The 22,251-nt window shown below is 48.9% G+C and carries 19 protein-coding genes; 11 read left to right on the forward strand and 8 right to left on the reverse strand.

All coding sequences use genetic code 11. The features are described 5' to 3' along the window. Nucleotides 1–175 precede the first annotated feature (175 nt). On the forward strand, nt 176–1,630 hold the full coding sequence (gene yegD, locus L2713_RS03780) for a molecular chaperone (RefSeq protein WP_248966978.1): 1,455 nt from the start codon (nt 176–178) through the stop codon (nt 1,628–1,630). Nucleotides 1,631–1,657: 27 nt separating this feature from the next. Further along, on the forward strand, nt 1,658–2,155 hold the full coding sequence (locus tag L2713_RS03785; RefSeq protein WP_248966979.1) for a CreA family protein: 498 nt from the start codon (nt 1,658–1,660) through the stop codon (nt 2,153–2,155). Between the two features lie 111 nt (nt 2,156–2,266). Here the strand turns inward: L2713_RS03785 and L2713_RS03790 are convergent, their stop codons facing one another. The 3 genes from L2713_RS03790 to pdsR form a co-directional block, all read right to left on the reverse strand. Next, nucleotides 2,267–3,466 carry a cystathionine beta-lyase gene (locus L2713_RS03790; RefSeq protein ID WP_248966980.1) on the reverse strand — a complete coding sequence of 400 codons (1,200 nt, stop codon included), beginning with the start codon at nt 3,464–3,466 and terminating at the stop codon, nt 2,267–2,269. A 124-nt stretch (nt 3,467–3,590) separates the two neighbouring features. Further along, complete coding sequence (gene pdsS / locus L2713_RS03795; RefSeq protein ID WP_011717342.1) at nt 3,591–5,750, reverse strand: proteobacterial dedicated sortase system histidine kinase; 2,160 nt, start codon at nt 5,748–5,750, stop codon at nt 3,591–3,593. 32 nt (nt 5,751–5,782) lie between these two features. After that, entirely contained in the window at nt 5,783–6,475 is a 693-nt protein-coding gene (gene pdsR, locus L2713_RS03800) for a proteobacterial dedicated sortase system response regulator (protein WP_011622965.1), read from the reverse strand. Between the two features lie 245 nt (nt 6,476–6,720). Between pdsR and pdsO the strand changes: the two genes are divergently transcribed. From pdsO to L2713_RS03815, 3 genes are read left to right on the forward strand one after another with little or no spacing between them, the layout of a single operon-like run. Then, nucleotides 6,721–7,515, forward strand: a complete 795-nt coding sequence (gene pdsO, locus L2713_RS03805; protein WP_262250948.1) for a sortase-associated OmpA-like protein PdsO — start codon at nt 6,721–6,723, stop codon at nt 7,513–7,515. 45 nt (nt 7,516–7,560) lie between these two features. Continuing rightward, on the forward strand, nt 7,561–9,912 hold the full coding sequence (locus tag L2713_RS03810; RefSeq protein ID WP_248966982.1) for a marine proteobacterial sortase target protein: 2,352 nt from the start codon (nt 7,561–7,563) through the stop codon (nt 9,910–9,912). Between the two features lie 9 nt (nt 9,913–9,921). Then, on the forward strand, nt 9,922–10,605 hold the full coding sequence (locus tag L2713_RS03815; RefSeq protein ID WP_248966998.1) for a class GN sortase: 684 nt from the start codon (nt 9,922–9,924) through the stop codon (nt 10,603–10,605). 213 nt (nt 10,606–10,818) lie between these two features. On the opposite strand, the gene L2713_RS03820 is transcribed toward L2713_RS03815, so the two are convergent. Beyond that, the gene (locus L2713_RS03820; protein WP_248966983.1) at nt 10,819–11,844 is read right to left on the reverse strand and encodes a GGDEF domain-containing protein; all 1,026 of its coding nucleotides are present in this window, start codon (nt 11,842–11,844) and stop codon (nt 10,819–10,821) included. Nucleotides 11,845–12,004: 160 nt separating this feature from the next. Here L2713_RS03820 and L2713_RS03825 point away from each other — a divergent pair, with 160 nt between their 5' ends. After that, the gene (locus L2713_RS03825) at nt 12,005–13,630 is read left to right on the forward strand and encodes a M28 family metallopeptidase (RefSeq protein WP_248966984.1); all 1,626 of its coding nucleotides are present in this window, start codon (nt 12,005–12,007) and stop codon (nt 13,628–13,630) included. Nucleotides 13,631–13,794: 164 nt separating this feature from the next. Continuing rightward, nucleotides 13,795–14,229, forward strand: a complete 435-nt coding sequence (tnpA, locus tag L2713_RS03830) for an IS200/IS605 family transposase (protein WP_248966985.1) — start codon at nt 13,795–13,797, stop codon at nt 14,227–14,229. A gap of 71 nt (nt 14,230–14,300) precedes the next feature. Here tnpA and L2713_RS03835 read toward each other — a convergent pair whose 3' ends face one another. From L2713_RS03835 to L2713_RS03845, 3 genes are all read right to left on the reverse strand, one after another. After that, complete coding sequence (locus tag L2713_RS03835) at nt 14,301–15,164, reverse strand: hypothetical protein (RefSeq protein ID WP_248966999.1); 864 nt, start codon at nt 15,162–15,164, stop codon at nt 14,301–14,303. 299 nt (nt 15,165–15,463) lie between these two features. Then, nucleotides 15,464–16,480, reverse strand: coding sequence for an ATP-grasp domain-containing protein (locus L2713_RS03840; protein WP_248966986.1), 1,017 nt, complete (start codon nt 16,478–16,480; stop codon nt 15,464–15,466). A gap of 20 nt (nt 16,481–16,500) precedes the next feature. Further along, complete coding sequence (locus L2713_RS03845; RefSeq protein WP_086904201.1) at nt 16,501–16,953, reverse strand: MaoP family protein; 453 nt, start codon at nt 16,951–16,953, stop codon at nt 16,501–16,503. 108 nt (nt 16,954–17,061) lie between these two features. Here L2713_RS03845 and hdfR point away from each other — a divergent pair, with 108 nt between their 5' ends. Beyond that, a complete protein-coding gene (hdfR, locus tag L2713_RS03850; protein ID WP_248966987.1) occupies nt 17,062–17,919 on the forward strand; it encodes an HTH-type transcriptional regulator HdfR in 858 nt (285 codons plus the stop codon). 169 nt (nt 17,920–18,088) lie between these two features. Here hdfR and L2713_RS03855 read toward each other — a convergent pair whose 3' ends face one another. Further along, nucleotides 18,089–18,460, reverse strand: coding sequence for a diacylglycerol kinase (locus L2713_RS03855; RefSeq protein WP_086904199.1), 372 nt, complete (start codon nt 18,458–18,460; stop codon nt 18,089–18,091). A gap of 252 nt (nt 18,461–18,712) precedes the next feature. Here L2713_RS03855 and L2713_RS03860 point away from each other — a divergent pair, with 252 nt between their 5' ends. The 3 genes from L2713_RS03860 to L2713_RS03870 all read left to right on the forward strand — a co-directional run bounded on the left by L2713_RS03860 (nt 18,713) and on the right by L2713_RS03870 (nt 21,272). Next, nucleotides 18,713–19,627 (forward strand): DNA ligase, encoded by a 915-nt coding sequence (locus L2713_RS03860; RefSeq protein WP_248966988.1) that lies wholly within the window; start codon nt 18,713–18,715, stop codon nt 19,625–19,627. Between the two features lie 101 nt (nt 19,628–19,728). Continuing rightward, nucleotides 19,729–20,751, forward strand: coding sequence for a hypothetical protein (locus tag L2713_RS03865; protein WP_248966989.1), 1,023 nt, complete (start codon nt 19,729–19,731; stop codon nt 20,749–20,751). Between the two features lie 71 nt (nt 20,752–20,822). After that, entirely contained in the window at nt 20,823–21,272 is a 450-nt protein-coding gene (locus L2713_RS03870) for a low molecular weight protein-tyrosine-phosphatase (protein WP_262251895.1), read from the forward strand. The last annotated feature ends 979 nt before the right edge of the window (nt 21,273–22,251 follow it).

The following is a 22,251-nucleotide window of genomic DNA, read 5'->3' on the forward strand; positions in this document are numbered from 1 at the left end:
AATATGTCAGATTGATGACAAGTGTGACAGAAATGTGACTTTAAAATGAACTTGCATTTAGCCGCAAATTTACAAGGTAAAGCAGGGGAACTGTGCGGGGCTTCCTTTGGGATTGGGGCAAACTGTGTTACCTTGCTCGGCTTTTTGATTGTGGTTTGACTGTAGGGGTAAGCGGATGTTTGTCGGATTTGATTATGGCAGTGCCAACTGTGCCGTTGGGATCATGCAGGGAGATGAAGTTTCACTGTTACCCTTATCGAGCGATTCAGCTTATTTACCTTCCACTGTGTATGCAATGGATAGAGAGCTTATTGCCGAGGCCGTTTACCGTGGCTTGCCGCAGGCGTTGAAAGCGGATTATGCCAAGAAGCGCGCCGCGCAATTGAGCCGCGCCCGTATGGTGCGTCATGAATTAGATCTCGATGCCGAAACCCAAGCGGTGTTTGTGGGTGAGCAGGCCGTGGCCGCTTATCTTGAAATGCCGGAAGAAGGTTTTTATGTCCGTTCGCCAAAATCCTTTTTAGGGGCAACGGGCCTGAGACCCGAACAAGTCGCCCTGTTTGAAGACATAGTCACCTTAATGATGCAGCATATTAAAGTGCGCGCCGAAGCCGTACTCGCTGAAAAGGGCGTTGAATCAGAGGGAGAGACAAGCATTACCCATGCGGTGATTGGTCGCCCAGTGAACTTTCAAGGCATTGGAGGTGAAGAGAGCAACCGCCAAGCCGAGGCCATTTTAACCTTAGCCGCGAAACGGGCGGGGTTTGTCGATGTGGCATTTCTGTTCGAACCACTGGCTGCGGGGATGGACTATGAGGCGAGTCTCAGTGCCGACCAAACCGTGCTGGTGGTCGATGTGGGTGGCGGTACGACCGACTGCTCCGTGGTCAAAATGGGGCCAAAGCATCAGGCGAGTTTCGATCGCAGTGCCGATTGCCTCGGCCACAGCGGCCAGCGGATTGGCGGGAATGATTTGGATATTGCGCTGGCGATGAATGCCTTTATGCCGCACTTTGGTTTAGGCTCGCTAATGAGTAACGGTAAGCCTATGCCGAGCAATCCCTTTTGGAATGCGGTCGCCGTCAACGATATCAGTGCCCAGCGTGAGTTTGCCACCCTAAGCACTCGCAAGCTGATTGATGAACTCATTAAAGAGGCCGAGCAGCCGCAGCTGCTAAAAAGATTGCTCAAAGTGCAGCAACAACAGTTAAGCTACCAAATTGTACGACTCGCCGAGCGCGCTAAAATTGCTTTGTCTGATGTGCAAACGACTGAGAGTGCGCTGGACTTTATTGAAGCATCACTTCAGGCAGAAGTGAGCCGCACGGGGTTTGAAACGGCGATTGAGCCTTCGCTCACCAAGGTTGAGGCGTTGATGCACCAAGCGCTGACTCAGGCGGCAAAGAGTCTTGCGGGCAATGGTTTAGCGCCAGAGGAGTTGTCCGTGGATGCCGATAGTCTAGAGTGCAAACCCGATGTGATTTATGTGACGGGCGGCACCGCGCGCAGCCCCGCGATTTACGCTAAAATCACTAGCCTTTATCCCGAAACCCCAGTTGTCGTCGGTGACCACTTTGGTTCGGTGACGGCGGGATTAACGCGCTGGGCACAAAAGTGTTTTGCTCAATAGGGAAGGATGATGAATAAGGATAAACAGATGAAAAGAGTCAATAAGGCTTTAATGTCTTTGCTGGCCGTGACGCTGGCGGGGACGCTACTCACAGGCTGCGGCGATGACGTAGGTAAAGTGAGCCTTGGGTTATTTACCACTAAAGATGTGATTATCGATGCCAAGCAGGACCCAAAAATCCGTGGGGTGACTTGCCATATTAGCCGTATTGAAGCGAACCTCGATTTTGCCGATCCTTCGGATATGGGCATTAGTTGTCGTCAAACGGGGCCGATTTCCGCCGCCGATATTGCTAACATCGATAAGAGCAAACACGGTGAAGTGGTCTTTACCGAATCCTTAAGTATCTTATTTAAGAGCTTAAAAGTGCGCCGAATTTACGATGCGCCCAATCAAACCCTGCTGTATTTATCCTATTCGACCAAAGAGACCAATGGCAGCCACAAACATGCCTTATCGACCGTGCCTTTGTACGGTTCTCAGGCGTGGATTGACCCCGCAATAAGTGCGGCGCAGCCCAAATAGCAAAGGTGAATTGAAGCCGAAGTAATACGATAGTGGGACACAACTAAGGCGGGGCAAAATGAAGGCGAGTAAGCTCCCGCCTTCGTTGTTTTCACATAATTTGTTTAAGCTTTATTTAGCCTTGGCGGCGAGTACGGCATTAAAGCGATCGAAGCCTGCGCTGAGATCGGCAATTAAATCATCGGGATCTTCTAGGCCAATATGCACACGGATCAATGGCTTGCTTGCATCCCACTGAGTGGCACTGCGGATTTTTTCAATCCCGAAAATCCCTAGGATCAGACTCTCATAACCGCCCCAAGAAAACCCCATTTTAAAATGCTGCATATTTTCAACGAGCGCGGTCACCGCCTCCTGATCCCCTTGCTTTAACACGAAGGAGAACAGACCGTTGGCTGCGCTAAAGTCGCGTTTAAAGAACTCATGTCCCGGGCAGGTATCGAAGGCGGGGTGACGTAAATGGTCAACCTCGGGGCGAGTTTTCAACCAGTTAGCCACTTTAAGAGCATTTTTCTCATGTTGCGCCATGCGCACGCCAAGGGTGCGTAATCCGCGCGTAGCGAGATACACATCGTCGGGGGAAGTCGTTTGCCCCAATAAATAACTGCGTTCACGCAGCTGCGGCCAGTGCTTTTCGTTGGCAGTCGCGGTGCCAATCATCACATCAGAGTGACCGACGATATATTTGGTCGCGGCTTGAATCGACACATCGACACCCATCTCGAAGGGCTTGCTATTGATTGGCGAGGCCCAAGTGTTGTCGAGAATGGTCACTAATCCATGTTCATGGGCGATACGGCATAGGGTCGGGACGTCCTGCACTTCCATGGTGATGGAGCCGGGAGACTCTAAAAACAGCACCTTAGTGTTGGGGCGGATAAGCGCGCGAATACCTTCACCAATCAGGGGATCGTAATAGGTGGTCTCAATATTAAAGCCCGCCAGAATATGGCTGCAAAGATCGCGGGTTGGCTCGTACACACTGTCGACCATCAGCAGGTGATCGCCCGCCTGTAAAAACGATAACAAAGCCGCGCTAATCGCCGCCGCACCCGAGGGATACAGCGCCGTACCTGCGCCACCTTCGAGCTCACTGATCGCCGCCTGAAACGCAAAATGGGTCGGGGTGCCACGGCGGCCATAAAACATTTCGCCATTGGTTTTGTTTTTGGCGGCGTGACGCATGTCTTCCATTGTGTCGAAGACGATAGTCGATGCGCGAAATACGGGCGGGTTAATCACGCCCTTGGTCCATTTTTTATCTCGACCGACGCTGACGATTTGGGTGGCTAGCTGATGTTTATCTGTCATAGGGCTTACCTTGGCGAGTCAGTTTTTATGTTGTTATCCATTGTGATGGCCGTCATCTTAGCATCTGCCCGTGAAAATGGCAGGAGGCAAACAGATGAGTTTACCTCAAGTTGCAGAGCGTGGATTAGCTCAGCGGTAGGGTGACCAGAATATCGACCCCATCGTTTTCGCTGCGGTTGCGGGCCAAAATTTTACCCTGATGGAACTCGGTCACGAGCCGTGCAATATACAAACCTAAGCCGAGGTGAGGTTTGTCTTGGGCTTGATTGATCCGCACCGAAACCATGGAGTCGAAGATCTGCTCCGACATATCCACTGGCAACTGTGGTCCTAAGTTACTGATAAGCAAAGTGGCTTGTTTGCCAACTTGGGTGAGGGTGACTTCGATCGCACTGCCTTGATGACAAAATTCGATGGCATTGGCGATAAGTTTGTCCATCAATTGGGCGATGTATTCAGGCACGCCCTGCATCATCAAAGGTTGCTCGGGCACTTTGACGCTAAATTGCTGCTCAGGGTAGGTCATTTGATAGCCCTGCATACAGCCGCTCACCACTTGGGATAGTGGGAACTTAGCCACATCGGCCTGAGTAAGGCTCTGCTCAAGGCGCGTTGCCTCACTCATGTTGTTTAATATCATGCTTAATCGGCTCACCCCTTCTTGGGCACGGTCGACGTACTTTTGCGTGTCTTTATCTAAGGTTTGCAGATTTAAATGCTCTAAAGAGGAGCGCACCACGGCCACCGGCGTACGTAGCTCATGGGACAGGCGCGACGACATATTCTCTAAATAATGGGTGTATTGACCCAAACGGCCGACAATGCTGGCAAAACTGCGGGATAAGTCGCCAATCTCGTCCCGCGCCTTAGAGGGTTTTAAATGGTTCCGCACGCGGCCTTGGCTGTCGATGGCATTCTCGGCTTCATCGCGCAGTTTGCGGATACGATTGGAAATACTCGAGGCGAAGAAAAACAGCGCTAAGGTGCCCATGCTCATAATGGTCAGGATCACGTTAAACAGTTTTTCCAGCGCACGGTTACGCAGGGTGCGAATACCGTGGGTGGTTTCTTCGGCCACCACGGCGCCCATCACATTGTTATCAATCCAAATGGGGCTCGCGGCCGCTAGCACCACTGCTTTATTGTCCGGCGTAAGTCGCCAGGTCGAGCTTTGTTGTCCCGCGAGCGCCTTTTGAATATGGCTGCCGTCGAGTTCGGTTGAGTCTTGCAGGGAATCGATAAAATCCTTCGGCGGTTTAGTAAGAATTTTATAGTAGAGCGGGTGCAGGTAGTCGCGCTGAAAACGTTGCCACATCGAGTTGCTGTTTTCATCATCAAGTGTGCGTGTCCACACACTGTTGCTGTCACGGATATCGCCAGACTTCGCGAGCACACGCCCGTGTTTATCGACCACCCAAATCCGTGAGCTGTAGTGGCTCATGCCTTTGATAATATTTTCAATTTCGGGTGATGGCACTAAGACTGTACCGAGTTTGTCGACGGTATCTAAGGCGGAGGTGCCGACTACGGCTGTGATATCGCGGTATTTGCTGTCGTTGACATCTGAAATCGCAAATCCCAGTTTGCTGCCCACCATATCCAAGGGGATACGCAGTTCGATATTGTAGCCCACATCCGTGGTGGCCCATTGTCCTTGAATACGGACTTCGGGTGTTACGGGCACGGTTTGCTTAGGGTTGGCGGGCAGCTCGAAGGCACTGATCCAGCCGGGCTGGGTCGTGGCCACGATATAGCGTTTAAATTTATTGTCGGGGGCAAGGGTCGCAATCGACAGGTGATCGTTTCTATCAACGCTTAAGGCATTCTTGCCGCGAAACACCACATTGGGATCGACCACCTGAAAAAAGGCATACAGATAACCATCGTACTGACCCACCATATGGGTAAAACTCAAGGTGAGCGGCGTGCTGGGATCGGCACGCATGATGAGATTGGCCTCGCCGTACTGGATAAATCTGTGCTGATATTCCTGCCATTCATTGAGTTTGCCATCGAGCAGAATCGCGCCCGCTAAGGGATAAGCATAGAGATCGCGACTCTTTTCAACCTGCTTTAAAAAGCTCGCCTGACCGTCGAACAGCTTGGGGCGCTCGTGCAAGGCGGTCGCTAAGGCTTGAGTGGTGCCCTCTAAGGTGCGTTCCTGACCGTGGCGCAGGTATTTTTCCATCTCCCACACATATTGGTACCCCAGCCAAGGGAGGCAGAGTAAAAACAGGCTAAGGCCAATAACTTTAGTGCGAAGACCGAAGGGAAAACGTGTCATAGAATGCTGGCTAATCTGCTACTTGGCATGGTTTAGGCTAGGCTGTCCCAGCGATAGCCCATGCCATAAACGGTATCAATACAATCAAATTCGGGCGCGGCGGCCATAAACTTCTTACGGATGCGCTTCACATGGGAAGTAATAGTGCTGTCATCGACAAAAATCTTCGCCTCTTGCATCAGCTCATGGCGACTACGGACGTGCCCCGGGTGCTTGGCAAGGGCGTGCACCATCCAAAACTCGGTGACTGTGAGTTCAATCGGGATCTGGTTCCAAGAAACCTGCATCCGATTGGCGTCGATAGTAAGCGGTCCGCGCTCCAGTAAATTCTCCTGCGGCGTTTGGCTGGTGGCTAACTCAGAGCGGCGAAACAGCGCGGCTAAACGCGCCGTCAAATGGGGGAAGCTCACTTCTTTGCTCAGGTAATCATCGGCGCCTAAACGCAGGCCGCACACAGTATCAAAATCGCTATCCCGCGCGGTTAAGAAGATGATTGGCAATGTGTTCGACATGGCACGCAGGGACTGACACAGCATAAAACCGCCGTCAATCTCATTGCCAAGGCCAATATCGATAATGGCTAAATCTGGCAGACGGGTATTAAACGCCAACATGGCAGATGGCCTGTCGGCATAGGTTTGCACACTGTAACCGTGTTGCTGCAACACATCCTTGTAATTTTCGCGAATGGCCGCTTCATCTTCCACAATGGCGATACGTTTCATTAGCCATCTTCCTATTGACTGCTGGGACTAAGTGTCTGGGGATAAGTTTTCGTGACTATACAGGAATTTATTTCTGAGAAAAGCTCCCAAATGCAATTGCCATTTTGTTGCCACAATTGATAGTCGCATTGCCATTTTCCATCCCCGCTTATGCCATGGCGCTTGTGTTTAATAAGCTCATTCCGTTTTACCCGCCGCGCTAATGACTTAGGCGGGTAAGCGCAGCACAAATCAAAAGGAATGAGATGATGAAAAAGACGCTGATTAATATCTTGGTACTGAGTGTATTCGCTGCGCCCATCGCTAGCGTATCGGCAAGGGTTTCCTTGCAAAATCAACCTGTGCTCTCCGAGCCACAGACTGAGATGCTTGAGCAAGATGAGGATGATGGTGAAGCGCTTATCGGTCTTGGCGGCGGAGCGTTAATTGGCGCCCTAGTGGGTGGCCCCGTTGGCGCCATTATCGGTGGGTTTACCGGCACCTTAATTGGCCAATCGGTCTCCGATACCGACACGGTTAAAACCCAGCAACAGCATATTGCCCTGCAGCGCCAACAACTGGCGAGCTTATCGGCCAAACAACAGGCCAGCGAGCAACGCGCCGTCGAATACGCCTCAACCCAAAAGCAACTCGATGAACTGCTCGCCGAGCAACAACAACTGTTAAGTGAGTTGGCGCTGGGCATGAATGTGCAGTTCCGTACAGGCTCGTCGGAGCTTGAAAGCCATTTTTTGCCCCAATTAGACAATGTCGTCAAGGTGATGAAGCGCTCGAGCGAGTCCAATCTCGAGCTGAAAGGTTATGCCGACCGTCGCGGTGATCTGGCCTACAACCAAGCGCTCTCGGAGCAACGTTTGTTAGAAGTGCGGGGATACTTGATTAAGCAAGGCGTAGCCCCCGAGCGGATCACCACCCAAGCCTTCGGCGCCAGAATGCCACTTAATGATCAACAAGATAGTGAATCCGATGTGTTCGATCGCCGAGTCACTCTGACCATGCAGCCTAACCAAGGGCTGATGGCGAGCCGTGTGACCGAATAATTCAACAATATCAATCGTATTCAATCAAGATCAGGAGCCTTTGTGATGATCACAGGGAAAAGGGTAAAAGAAGTTTGTCAAACACTGGCGATGCTAGTGATCGGCGCCTCCATTTGTTGGGGGCTACCATTTGCGGTGTTAGCCTCACCGAACAGTGTCGGCACCTTATCGGCGCCACAAAATATTGCCGCAACCTTCGATGAACACACGGCGAGCACACTGCCAGCGTTCAGTTTAGACGATGTCACCCAAGGGATGCTGGTGTATCAAACCGCCAGTGGTCGTTTAATGCCGTCCTTACCCGTGGACACGCATGTGTCGATGCAGGTCTCGGGGTTAACCAATAGGGTGAGCGTGAAGCAGGTTTTCAGTAATCAAACGGGATTTGTGCTCAATGGCCGCTATCTGTTTCCTTTACCTAATGAGGCGGCGGTGGACTCACTGCGTTTGCACATTGGTGAGCGGATCATCGAAGGTCAAATTCACCCAAAACAGCAAGCAAAACAGATTTTTGAGCAGGCCAAAGCCGAAGGAAAACGTGCCAGTCTAGTCAGCCAAGAACGGCCCAATATGTTCACGACCGAAGTCGCTAACCTCGCTCCCGATGAGGAGTTGGTGGTCGAAATCAGCTATCAAGAAACCATTCATTATGAAGATGGTCTCTTTAGCCTACGTTTTCCGTTGGTGGTGGCGCCGCGCTATATCCCTGGCTTAACGCTAGGCGGAAATAATGGTAAGCGCGTGACCAGCAGCCAAGTCTTCGATGCCGACCGAATTATTGCCCCGATCCGCGATGCCAGTAGTGAGGCCGATCCCGTGCTAAAGGCCGATATTAAGGTCAAGCTCGGTGAAGGTGTGGACAAATCCGCCGTGGTGAGTCCGTATCATCCCATTACGATTGATGAAAAACGGGGCCAACTGACGGCCGCTTTGGCTAATCGCGTGCCCGCCAATCGCGACTTTGTACTGCAATGGCGTCTTAAGCAGGGCACCAGTCCTGTGGCTTGGGTATTCAACCAAGCGGGCAAAACCCATACGACGCAGGACGATAATGCGAGTGCAGATAGTGGTTCAACTGCCAGTATTAATGACAATAGCAATAGCAATAGCAATAGCAATAGCAATAGCAATAGCAATAGCAATAGCAATAGCAATAGCAATAGCAACGGCAGCAATACAGATAACTACAGCTTAGTGATGGTCCTGCCGCCCAAAGTCGAGGCCAGTGAACAACTGAACTTGCCCCGTGAGCTTATTTTAGTGATTGATACTTCGGGGTCGATGGCGGGAGATTCCATTATTCAGGCGAAAAATGCCCTGCGTTATGCGCTGCGCGGTTTAAGGCCACAGGACAGTTTTAACATAATCGAATTTAACTCTGATGTGTCTTTACTATCGCCAACACCATTGCCCGCAACCGCGAGTAATCTTGCTATGGCACGTCAGTTTGTGAATCGTTTGCAGGCCGATGGCGGCACCGAAATGGCGCAGGCTTTAAATGCCGCGCTGCCAAGACAGGCGTTTAACGCAGCGTCGGCTGAGGATAAGTCGCTAAGACAAGTGATCTTTATGACTGATGGCTCAGTCGGCAATGAGTCGGCGTTATTTGAGTTAATCCGCAATCAAATCGGCGACAACCGTCTTTTTACCGTCGGCATTGGCTCGGCGCCAAACTCGCATTTTATGCAGCGTGCGGCTGAACTTGGGCGCGGTACTTTTACTTACATTGGTGATGTGGATGAAGTGGAGCAAAAGATCAACCAGTTGCTGGCCAAAATCCAGTATCCGGTACTCACCGATTTGCAGGTGCGCTTTGATGATGGTTCTGTGCCTGATTACTGGCCCGCGCCGATCCCCGATCTTTACCGTGGTGAGCCGGTATTGATCAGCCTAAAGCGCCACCCACGTGAGCCTCAGGAACTGGTGATCTCCGGTCGTCAGGGCCATAAAAACTGGCAACAGTCGTTATCTTTGCAAGCCAATGACACAAGTCATTCTGCAACTGATGTAGCGCAGCCAGCGGCGGGACTCGATTTACTCTGGGCCCGCAAACAGATTGCGGCCTTAGAACTGAGTAAAAACGGCGCTAACGATGACAAGGTCAAACAACAGGTCACGGCGCTGTCGCTCAACTATCACTTAGTCAGCCCTTATACCAGCTTGGTCGCGGTGGATTTAACTCCCATCACAAGCAATGCCATGAGCCGCGATGCGGTGGTGCGCCAGCATTTACCCTTGGGGTGGCAGCCAATGGGCGTTTTGCCACAAACATCGACCTCAAGCCGTTTCGACATGCTCTTAGGGGGCAGCGTGTTACTACTTGCCTTGATGTTGGCGCTGTCGATTCGTCGCCAGCAGCGGCAGCAACGCGCGCTGTCATTCGCGCTGAACGGCTGAGTCATGTCCATGAGTATGCGCATGACTCAACAGATACAAATAGGATTGCTGGTGGGATTGGTATTACTCGGCATCACGTTGTTTGGAAAAGGATTCTATATGCAAGCGAAAGCACACTTTGCCCAATATTTGATTGAACAAGCCTGGGCTAAAACCTTAATCGATGGTCAGTCCCATAAACCTTGGTCCTGGGCCGATACCTATCCCGTGGCTAAGCTCTCCATTGAGCAGGCTAAAAGACCGAATCACTTCGATGGCCCGGCATCCAACGATAGCTTATATGTGCTGGCGGGCGCATCAGGCCGTAATTTGGCCTTCGGGCCAGCCTTAGTGTTATCGAGTGCCCCCGCTGGCGCGCAAGGTAACACTGTGATTGCCGGACACAGGGATACGCATTTTGCGATGTTAAATGGCATCAGTGTTGGACGCCGTTTGGCGCTGCAAACCGCGACGGGCAAAGAAATTGTTTACCAAGTGGTGGCGACTGAAGTGGTGCATGAATCGCAAACTGAGTTGATGGCGCCAAGTGAGGATAATCGTTTAACCCTGATCACTTGCTATCCCTTCGATGCGCTGCAAGGCGGGGCTGAACTGCGTTTTGTGGTGCAGGCCATCCCTGTCGAACCCGAGCCCGCTGCATTGCAATCCGCTGAAACGATGGCCACACAGGCGATGGTTCAAAAGGTGGCCTAGGGGCAACGCTTTTATCTAAAAACGTATAAAAGCGTTGAGTTAACAGCCTTGTGTCAGTTCCTGAAGATAAGCATGTAAATAAGTCGGTGAGATAAGGAGAGGGCGCTAAGCCGCTGTTGATAAAGCTCACAATAATCAAAGCATGATAACGATGGCGTGAAAACCAGCGTGATGAACAAAAAGGCAGAACCAGAGTTCTGCCTTTTGTTCGAGCTAGTTGCTCATCGGCATCACCCGATTTCGACCTAAGCGTTTGGCTTCGTAAAGTAGCATATCCGCTCTTTCGATGAGGTGAATAGCCACTTGTTTTTCTTGCCACTGGGCGACACCGAAGGAGGCGGTGATATTGTCGATACGTTGATCTTTGCGCCTATCCTTGAGGCTGAGTTTCTCGAGCCCACGGCGCATGGCCTCGGCCAGTTGCCGCGCAATGCGCAGCTGGCTTTTCGGCACGATTATCGCGAACTCCTCGCCGCCGAAGCGGTACAACTTACAACCATCTCGACAGGCTTCCTGCAAACGCTTTGATACAGCTCTTAATACTTGATCGCCCAGCTGGTGGCCATAGTTGTCGTTAAAAGCTTTAAAGTGATCGATATCGACCAAGATAAGACAGGTACCCTCGGGGGCCTGTGCCAACATGCCGGCGAGGTCGGCGTCGAAGGCGCGGCGGTTTAAACAGCCCGTGAGCGCATCGTAAAGTACATCTTTCTCTGATTTTTCAAGCTTTTGTTTTAACGCATCAATCTCCGTCTGCGCTTTTTGTAACTGGGAAGTGAAATACTCAGTGCTCGAGCGAATATTGTCGGCTTCCTTCACCAAATTACGCACCAAATCCAGCACTTGCTCGACGCTGAGCGCACCTTCTTCGATGCCATTGAGTTTGGCAAAGTTGGTGTTAATACAGGTCTGAAACTCAGTTGCATCGAGATTGGTATCCCGAATCGATTGCGACAGCTCAGTTGCCATGGCCTCAAGGTTGAGCCGCATATCGCGTACATCCAACTCAACCGGATCGGCGACATACTGGCGAAACAACAACTCGCTGCTGACCGGCGGGCAAGTGTTGTAGTGGGCGATAACCGTATCAAGCTGTGCGTTTAACGCAGGGTTTTGTTCGCCCACGTAGGTATACCACAGGGCATAATTGATTGGCGTGGTGGGAATTTGATGCTTGAGCATTAAGGGAACCGCTTTTTTAAGATTTAAGGCTGCGGTTTGTAATAAATCTCGTGACATGGATACATCCCAATAAAAATAACTCGATAAACTAGGTATACCACATTTGGGTAAACAGTTTTGCCCGTCAAATCCCGTTACAACTAATGGCCTGATGCAGGCTGAATTACCTGCCAAAAGCGTTGGGGGATATGATAGAGTTTATCGCTAAAATTAAATAATGATAATAACTTGGGAGAAAGTCTTGAAAAATTTCATCCTTGCCGGTGCCCTAGGTTCCTTACTGTCACTGCCAGCTATGGCCGCATCCTCCTTCAGTGACAGCTTGGATCTCGGCCAGTATCGCACCGACGTCAAAACCTTAGCCAGTGATGCCTTCGGCGGTCGCGCGCCCTTATCTGAAGGCGAGCAACTGACGATTGATTACCTTGAGAAAGCCTTTAAAGAGATGGGGCTTAAGCCGGGGTTTGGTGACAGCTATTTGCAGGCGGTACCGCTAGCGAAAATCACCGCCGATCAAAACATGCAACTCGATATCGGCGGACTCAAGTTTGCCAATGGCAGCGAATTTACTGCCAGAACCCAGAGAATTAGCGATAAAGTCAACCTCAGTAATAGCGATGTGGTGTTTGTCGGCTATGGCATTAATGCGCCTGAATATAGTTGGAATGACTATCAGGGCCTTGATGTCAAAGGTAAAACCGTGATTGTGCTCGTCAATGACCCAGGTTTTGCGACTCAAGATCCCAAGGTCTTTAAAGGTAATGCCATGACCTACTATGGTCGCTGGACTTACAAATACGAAGAGGCCGCGCGTCAAGGCGCCGAAGCCGTATTTATCGTCCATGAGACGGCGCCAGCCGCCTATGGTTGGGGAGTGGTGCAAAACTCCAATACTGGCACTAAGTTCACCTTGGTCGATGCCAATAATAACCAAGGGCAGGTAGGCGTGATGGGCTGGGTGCAACATGATGTTGCCAATAAGATTTTTGCTAAGGCAGGTATGGACTTTGATACCTTAAAGCAACAAGCTGCTAAGCCAAACTTTAAGGCTGTTCCGTTAAACTTAAAGGCGAATGTGAGTTTAAACAATACGATTGAGCGCGCCGAATCCCACAATGTGGCGGCACTGTTGCCCGGCAAGAGTCGCCCCGATGAAGTGGTGATGATGCATGCCCATTGGGATCATCTTGGTACAGTGATTGAAGATGGCAAGCCAGAGATCATCAATGGCGCCGTGGATAACGCCAGTGGCGTGGCGGGTGTGTTGGCGCTGGCGCGTTACTTTGCCAAACAAGCGCAAAGTGCGCCGCTTGAGCGCTCGATTCTGTTTAGTGCCTTTACCGCCGAGGAAACCGGCTTAATTGGCGCCCAGCATTTCGCTCAGCATCCGAGTGTGCCGACCAAAAATATCGTGTCGTTTTTGAATATCGACGGCATGAATATGAACCAAGGTGTGGATTATATTCTGCGCTACGGTGAGGGCGTGTCTGAGTTAGAAACGTATCTGGATAAGGCCGCTAAGGCGCAGGGACGGGTGGTGAAGGGCGATCCAAGACCACAAAATGGTTTGATGTTTAGATCGGACCACTTCGCGCTGGCCCAGCAAGGCGTGCCCGGCTTGTTATTTATGAGCCTTGGGGATACGGATCCTGACTATATTGCCCACAAATACCACAAGGGTGCCGATGATTATGATCCTAACTGGACCCTCGAAGGGGTGAAGCAGGATTTAGAGCTGATGGCGAGCATGCTAACCACCTTAGCCAATGGCACCGATTGGCCACATTGGGTAGAGGCATCAGACTTTAAGACCAAGCGTGAGCAAGACGGTCGTAAAAAGTAATCATATTAAACAAAAGCAAAAAGGACGCCTAGGCGTCCTTTTTTATTTTTAGCCCAAAACCACCTACTTCAGTAGGTGGTTATCATCATTTGAGGCTTTGCCTGTATACCTACCCATGTTAAATGCATCTTTGATTTTTTGCGAAGTCAAAAGAGGCAAATAACATGAGTAGATACGAGCAAGCATCGCATGTGTTCTGGCGATGTCAATATCATATAGTCTGGACACCAAAGTACCGCTTTCGGATATTGAAAGGTAATGTCGGAAAAGAGGTTTATCGATGCATTCAGGTTTATTGCCATCAAATGGGATACATAGTCATGGAGCTAAATGTTCAAGTTGACCATGTCCATTTAGTGGTGAAGGTACCTCCGAAGATATCTATATCGAATTTAATGGGGGCGTTAAAAGGTAAGATAGCGTTGAAAATATTCAGTAAATTTCCTTACCTACGTAAGAATAAACTTTGGGGAAATCATTTTTGGCAGGGAGGATACTTCGTCGATTCGATTGGAATTAACGAGGAAATAATCCGTAGATACGTTAGGCATCAAGAGAAAGTAGAGCGGCAAGAGCAGGGTCAACTTGCTCTTGAATAAAGGCCCCCTTTTAGGGGGTTAAAACAAAGCCACCTTCTTCAGAAGGTGGATTCTTTACGTTTATCAATCTATTAGAAGGTATAGCTGACCGAAAGCATCGGGCCGATAAAACTGTAGTAAATGTTGTAGTCGGCGATTTGAGTATCTTTATTCGGTGATTTTTGGGCGATATCCACATCGACCTTGTAGTAGTTGTAGGCCACGCTCATGCGCCAGTTCTCGGTGATATTGGCATCGATGCCGAGTTTAACATCTACCAGTTCGCCCTTTACATCATTGAGTTTGATGTAGAAATACTGGGCATGGGTCGTCAGCTTCCAGCCAGGGATAAATTCATAGTTGGCGTAGACGCCAAAATCCGGCAAAGGTGCGGTGACATTTTCATCGACGATGCGGGGGATGGCTTGGCTACCACAAACATTGTTCAGCAGCTCAGAGGCATGGCAGACGCCGATGACGCCTTCAAAGCCGGTCTTGATAAACATAGTGTGCAAACCAAGGGAAATGCCCACATCGTAGTCGCTGCCTTGGATGGCATCGTAACCGTAACCGAGACGCAGAATATCAATATTTAAGGTGGAGTTGAGCTTGCCGCCAGCCTTAATATCGTAAATGGTGTCGTTTATTTCGATTTGAAAGGGTTTGGATAAGGCTTGCGTTTCGGCGCTGCGGTGAAGTTGTTTCCAGTCGAGGTAAATATTATGCCGCTCGTTAAAGTGATAATTGACTTCAACAAAGGGTAAAAACTCATTCTCGGCCAGTTGCAGATCGGATTCATAGTCTAAGGTGAAGTTATTACCCGTGGTCGGGTTCGTCACCTCCATATTGGTATCAGACTGTGAATAAAATCCCCCTAACTCAAGGCTCAATTCCCCCGCCAGCACAGGACTGCTGCCAAGTAGAGCGATCAATAGGGGTGTTAGACGAGTAGAAATCAACGTTACTCCAGTATTCTTCTTATTATATCCAGCGATAACATCAGACTTTTGTGCCATAAGCCATGGACATTTGGAGTGTAACAGCAAATTTCAAAATGTGAATAAAATGTTTTATAAATTACCCGGTTTTGTGATTTAAAACAAAAGTAGTACGGCTAATAAGCTTGGTATGATGAGCTTGTGGGGCGGATCACGGTAATTTGCATCCCAGTGATTTGTGACGAAAATGTACAATCAGGTCAAAAAAAGCGGCCCAGTAAAGACTGGGCCGCAGATAAGAGCTTAAGGATGCAACATCACTTGCTGTGCGTGTTAGCGGCAGGTGTCGAGGCGCTGGTATTAGTCGCTGTGTTCACTTCTGGCTCTGCCATTTGAGCAGGTGTTGACTCGCTACTTTTCTCGTCCTTGTTAAACATGCCTAAACGGATGCGGATAAAGTGCAGGATTTGCGCAGCAATATCCACGTTTAAGCAGGATTCTAGACCCTCAAAACCGGGGGATGAGTTGGCTTCACAGATTTTGTAATGGCCGTTATCGAATAACAAATCGATACCCGCAACATCTAAATCGAGAATATTGGCGGTTTGTGTCGCCAGCCATTCGATTTCAGGTGTAATTTCAAAGGGGCGCGCCGAACCTCCCGCGCTGACATTGGCTTTAAAGCTGTCTTCTTGCCCACGGCGTTCATAGCAGCCGGCTACGCGTCCACCAATGGTAAATACCCTGAGATCGCGGCCGTGGCTGTTGGCGATAAACTCCTGCAAAATAATGTTGGCGTTTTTATTGGTCGCTTCGATTAATTGCATTAAATCATCAAATTCGCGGGCCTTATGGGACAAAAATACGCCGCTACCCTGTGAGCCCGAGAGGGTTTTAATCACCACGGGAAAACCTAAATGGCGTTCAACCAGTTCGATATCGACGGGGAACTTCACCAACATGGTTTTGGGCGTGGGTAAGTTCTTCTCGGCCAGTAATTGCTGGGAAAAGAGCTTATCTTTAACGATTTCAATGGCTTTTGATGGATTTAAGCAGTACACCCCTAAGCGTTCTAAATGGCGAATGATCGCCAACGCAAAGTAAGTGGTGCCTGAGCCCATTCTTGGGATGATAAAATCGGGTAATTCAACGGGTTGACCGTTTAACAAAATACTCTTGTTGTCTTCTCTCGTCACGGTGAGATCGAACTCATCCGGAGCATACACTTCTAACTCAATATTGTCGGCCTTGGCTGCTGCCAATAGACGTTCAATTTCATACAATTCAGGTTTTAGCTGAGTCGCGGTTTCTTTATATAAAATCCACCCACGCATTTAATCGCAAACCTTCATTTTCATTCTTTATCCTCGGGTTCAGCTTCATCCTGAACATCATCGTCAATTTCGACATCCACATCGAATGCCGCTTCGGGCTCGGCCTCAGGCTTAGTGGGGGGCAAATGTACTGTGCCAACCACGGCATAAAAGGGTTTACCTAGGGCGAGTTTGCGGTACTTTAACCAGATCTGCTCTAACAAGCTACTGGGAGCGATGTTTCCTTTGATGACTTCGACAAATTGCGCTTCATCGGCGGTGACGGGGAGTGTCTTGCCTTCGTCGAGATTTTTCATGGCATGGCCATGTATTTCAAGTAGTTCGGCTTCTTTACTGGTGAAGTCGCCACTGCGCTTAAAACCTTTCGGGAAATTTGTATCATCATAAAAACGTTTATGGGATACAAAGCTGGCAGCTGAGCCGTTCACCGTCTCAGAACCCTTGTTAGCGTTTGAAAAAGACTGTTCAGACATGGCTGTTACCTTCTAGTTTTTGATATACAAAGATTTGCAACTGGAGTATTGGCTAGTATTATTGATTTATAAATCAAAAAAATTTGCCAATGTTGGTCAAGAATTTTTATGGATACCGATTTACTTAAGACCTTTTTGGAAGTCTCCCGTACCCGTCATTTTGGCAAGGCCGCGGAAAATCTATACCTTACCCGCAGTGCGGTGAGCTTTCGGGTCAAACAGCTTGAAAGCATTCTTGGCGTCGCCTTGTTTGAGCGCCAACGCAACAATATTCAGCCCACGCCAGCGGGCGAACGTATGCTTGGGCATGCTGAAGCGGTATTAACCGCTTGGGAGCGCGCTAAGCAGGATGTCTCTCTCAGTCAGTTACAATCGACTCAACTCGCCATTGGCGCAGGCCCCAATATCTGGGATGCCTATTTGCAAGGGCATTTACAGCATTTGCATGTGGGATTACCCGGCGTTGCCCTGCGGACCGAAGTGTTGCCATTAACTGTGATGACACGGCAATTGATGGACCGCACCCTTGATTTGGCGATTTCCTTCGACCCACCCAAACTGGACCAATTCGAGCTGGTGCAATTAGGCCAGATTAATCTTCTGTTGGTGTCCAAGATCATGGATGTGGCGGTGAATGCGGTGCAGGCCGGCCAATATGTCAAAGTGGATTGGGGTACGGCCTTTAATATCCTGCATGCGCAGGAATACGCCGCCTTACCCGTACCGACCTTACATACTAGTTCGGCTCGTATCGCCTTGGATTTTATCTTGAATAACGGTGGCTGCGCGTTTTTACCCGAGCATTTGGTTCAGCCATTGTTGAATCGCGGCGAGCTGCATTTAGTTGCGGGAGCGAGCGCCATTTCACGCAGCGTGTATGTTGCCTATTGGGCCGAGAATGACCGCTTAGAGCAAATCAAACAAGCGATTGGCTTTTTAGCCGATAAGTCTGCGGAAATACGCTAATCAGTCATAGCGATACATAAAAAATTCCGCATAAAAAACGCCTTTAGATGCTAATCCAAAGGCGTTTTTTTACAGCAGAACAAACTGTTAAGAAGTGATACTTCGCTTTGCCGGATAAAAGTGCTCGTTAAAGACTGCGCTACATAACAGGCATAAAATCAACAGCGTATTAAATAAATAGCGGTAGCAGTACGACAAGCCAAGTAATACCGCAGAGTGCTAGACTCATAAACACAGCGGCGGAGGCGATATCTTTTGCTTGACCACTGAGGTGATGGATTTCACTGCCAACACGGTCAACCACGGCTTCAATCGCCGAGTTCAATAACTCCACAATCAACACGATAAACAAGGTTAAGATCAGCATCAGCCGTTCCATGGTACTGATATCGACCAACAGGGCGATTGGTAGCATTACCACGGCCAGCATCAATTCCTGTCTAAAAGCGGCCTCGTGGATCCAAGCGGCTTTTAAGCCCTTCATCGAAAATCCCGTCGCTCTAAAGATGCGTTTAATACCGTGGTTGTTTGCAGGTTTCATAATAATTCCATCGACTTGGGCGATTGTTCGCGAAGCTTTTACCCGTTCAAATCGCCTACGACTCGCGTGTTAACATTTGAACGAGCTTAAAAAAGAGGCCGCAGTATAGCCCGATAACCCCAGCGTATAAATAGCTAGGCCGACAAATTCGCAGTCCTGCTAGGGTGTTAGTGGGGCATTGCAGGATTCGCCGTCGCTCAGGCTTACGGCTAAGCTTGAAATTCCACACTGCTTTATTGAAGAGACAAAGGAATGACTCTTACAACTCGCTTACCTTTTTTAACATTTACATTTGTGCTGCGTTTCGCTGTTTTATTCGGTTTGTACTGCGGAATTTGCGGTTTATTCATGGCCGCGAGTTACGCCAATCTCCAAGCGCCGAATATTCAATTAGCGACAGAGTTCTCAAAGGAGAATAGTGCCCACATCAGTGATTTTCTCGTCAGCGAAAAACTCGATGGTGTGCGCGGTTATTGGGATGGAAAACGTTTAGTGACTCGTCAAGGTAATCCCATCTTAGCGCCAAGTTGGTTTACTGTGGATTTTCTGCCAACCCCAATAGACGGTGAGTTATGGCTCGGGCGAGGGCGATTTGAAGCCATATCGGGCCTTATCCGCCAAACATCAGCGAATGAGAGCGAGTGGCAGAATGTGCGTTTTATGGTGTTTGATTTACCCAAGGCGCAAGGAAGCTTTGAAGCGCGGTATCAGCAGATGCAAACCTTGCTTGCAGGTAAATCAGTTTATCTGCAAGTGATTGAGCAAGTGAGCGTAGAAAGTGTCGAGGCGCTCTACCAGAAATTAGACACTATTGTGGCACAAGGCGGTGAAGGCTTAATCTTGCATCGACGCACGGCGTTATATACGCCGGGTCGTAATCCTAACGTAATGAAGTTAAAGCCCTATTTAGATGCCGAGGCCAAAGTGATTGGGCATATTGCGGGTAAAGGGCAATTTGCCGGGCAACTGGGCGCATTAAGAGTGCAAACCGCAGATGGCCGTGTCTTTAGTATTGGCACGGGTTTTAGCTTGGCCGAGCGTCAGCATCCGCCCGCAATTGGCACGCTTATCACTTACAAATATCTTGGATTAACCGTCAATGGCTTACCGCGCTTTGCGAGCTTCCTGCGGATAAGAAGCGACATACCGCCAGAGGATAAAGAATAGGTTGCGAAATTGTTGAATTTTGATAAAAATCGAACGCTTAACATTCGTTTTGCCGAGTATCGTATTGATTATTAATGGGCAATCATATCAAGGAGTGAGTTTTGGTCGACAGTCAACTTGGATTAACCCTTTGGAAGCAGCGTGTGCAGCAAGCCTTGACTGTGCCTAAATGGCTCAAACATCCATTCGTGACACTGAAGCAATTTTGGCTGAGCTTAAATCTTGCCCAGCGTTGTTACCTGTTAGCGTTACTGGCGTTAATGCTATTCCAGCCCGAAATTTGGATTGCCGCCATCATCACCGCTGTTGCCTTGATTATTGAGTTTTGGCCCAGATTTGCCATGGCTTGGCATACGCTTGCGGGCAAAGCTATTTTCCTGCTGTTTTATGCGGTTATCGCAAACTTCGCCCTCGCGGCCAGCGGTAGTGTCGTGAACGAAATCACCGGTGTATCGGCCTCGCATTTGTCCTACACCCATAACTTTGCCATTCTGCTGTATCTGCCGATTTGGTTTGTGTGTATCTCCATCCTGGCCTTACTCCTGCTGCAATTGGTGATCCCTTGCTATTTGTTTTTCCATATTGGATTGCGGATTTTAGGACTCGAAGCCAAGCAGCAAGGCAGTAAAAAACGATTTGTGGTGACAACTTCGCTGGTGCGTATGATTCTGTCTGTGGTGTTGTTATTAAACCTAGTTGCGATTACCGATGGTGAAAACTGGGTAGGGGATTTAGCCAAGACTACCCAAGGGATAAAAGGCGATATGCTTGAAGTTAAAGTTGTGGATGAAGGCGAAACCATTCTCAAAGCCGAGGATAGTATTGAACAAACGGGAACTGAACTCACGCAGCAACCTAATCAAACCGACACCACCGAGACACTTAAGGCCTTTGGTCATAGCTATTACAAAGGGATCCGCGATTTAATTGCCTTATTTGCCTATAAATTTGAAGCCGATGGTCGCAGTCGTTGTGATAAATTGGCTGACTCAGTGGTGATTGAGCTAAATGACTATGAAATATTGGAAATTACCGAGTCTGCCCATGAGCAGTATGGTTACCATTTTGAAGTCAAAAAATGTATTTCCCCCGCCTTTGGTCAGATGGCATCAACACCTAAGTAGCAACACGAGAGGATGTTAAGTTGTTAGAAGATAAAGCGTTAGCAAAAGATCAGCATGTACGACGCATCTTAATGGTCTGTATGGGCAATATTTGTCGTTCGCCCACCGCCGAGGCCGTTTGCCGCGCTAAAATTCGCGAGCGCCGTCTTAATATCGAAGTCGATTCGGCGGGCACTATTGGTTATCACCAAGGGGATAACCCCGACAGTCGCTCGATGGCAGCAGGTAAAAAACGCGGTTTGAGTTTCGACGGCATGCGAGCAAGACAAGTGATTGATGCCGATTTTGAGCATTTCGATCTTATTTTAGCGGCAGATAATAGCAACCTCGCGGATTTACGCCGCTGCTGCCCACCCGAATATCAATACAAATTAAAGCTGATGTTGTCCTACGGTGATTGCGAGACAGATGAAGTACCGGATCCCTATTACGGCGGTACGCAAGGATTCGAATTAGTCCTCGATCTACTCGAACAGAGTATGGGCGCTTTATTAGATCAGTTAGCTGGAAAAACAAATTAGCCAGCAGCAAATGCGTTGATAAGGATTTAAGGCTTAAGTACGATTGGATGCGGTGCAATTAATCGAAGCCAGAAAGCGTAATTCTTTATCGCGTGATAGGCATGGCTGTGTTTCTCCAGTGACACGCCGCCTCTTTATTTCACAAGAAGTATCCCTATAGGCTCGACGGCGGCATCTGCACTTCATGGACGTGTAAATGCCGCGTTCACATGGCGAATGATGTTCCCGACTTTATATTGTCATTTCCTATATCCCTATGGGTCAGATGTGAAAGAGCGGCTATTGTTGCAACAGTGGCAATCTTAACGACCATTGAACTGCTCATCTGGTTAAAATTTATGCTTCAGAGCAAGATTGTATTCTCGTTAGGTGTGCAGGATGAATTGCCATTGCTTCCCCAGTGGCACGCCGTGAATATGTCCCTATAGGCTCGGCGGCGGCATCCATGCCGCCAACGGTCACTGTTGTAACAATGGCAACCTTTACGACCATTGAACTGTTTATTTGGCTAAAGGCTGGATAGGCATACAGTCATATTTGAAAAATGATAATTTTTATCCTAACTTTGTGCGCGTTTTCACATTTGACTATAAATAAATTTTTTTAAAATCATGCATATATAAACAGCATGGATTAGATAATAGGTTTGGAAAATGCGCATGCGCGTTTTCCAGATGGAATATTGGGTAGAAAGCTGATAAGTTCTTTGCATACAGATAGTTAACTGTGCGCGTTTTCACTGGTCTAACGTGATAAACGCGCATGCGCACTAATAAAATAATGAAATGGACACCCCTTCTATACTGAGGAAGTCAGTTTAAAAGGAGACCGTCATGAGTGATATTTATACAATCGGAATTGATCTAGCAAAGTCTGTTTTTCAATTATGTGCGTTTGATAAGACAGGGAAAAAACTGATTAATAGATCACTAAAAAGAAATCAAGTCATTAAATTTTTGAGCAATATTGCTCCTTGTCT

The organism is Shewanella seohaensis (assembly GCF_023283775.1).
In the GTDB taxonomy this organism is placed as follows: Bacteria; Pseudomonadota; Gammaproteobacteria; order Enterobacterales; family Shewanellaceae; genus Shewanella; species Shewanella seohaensis.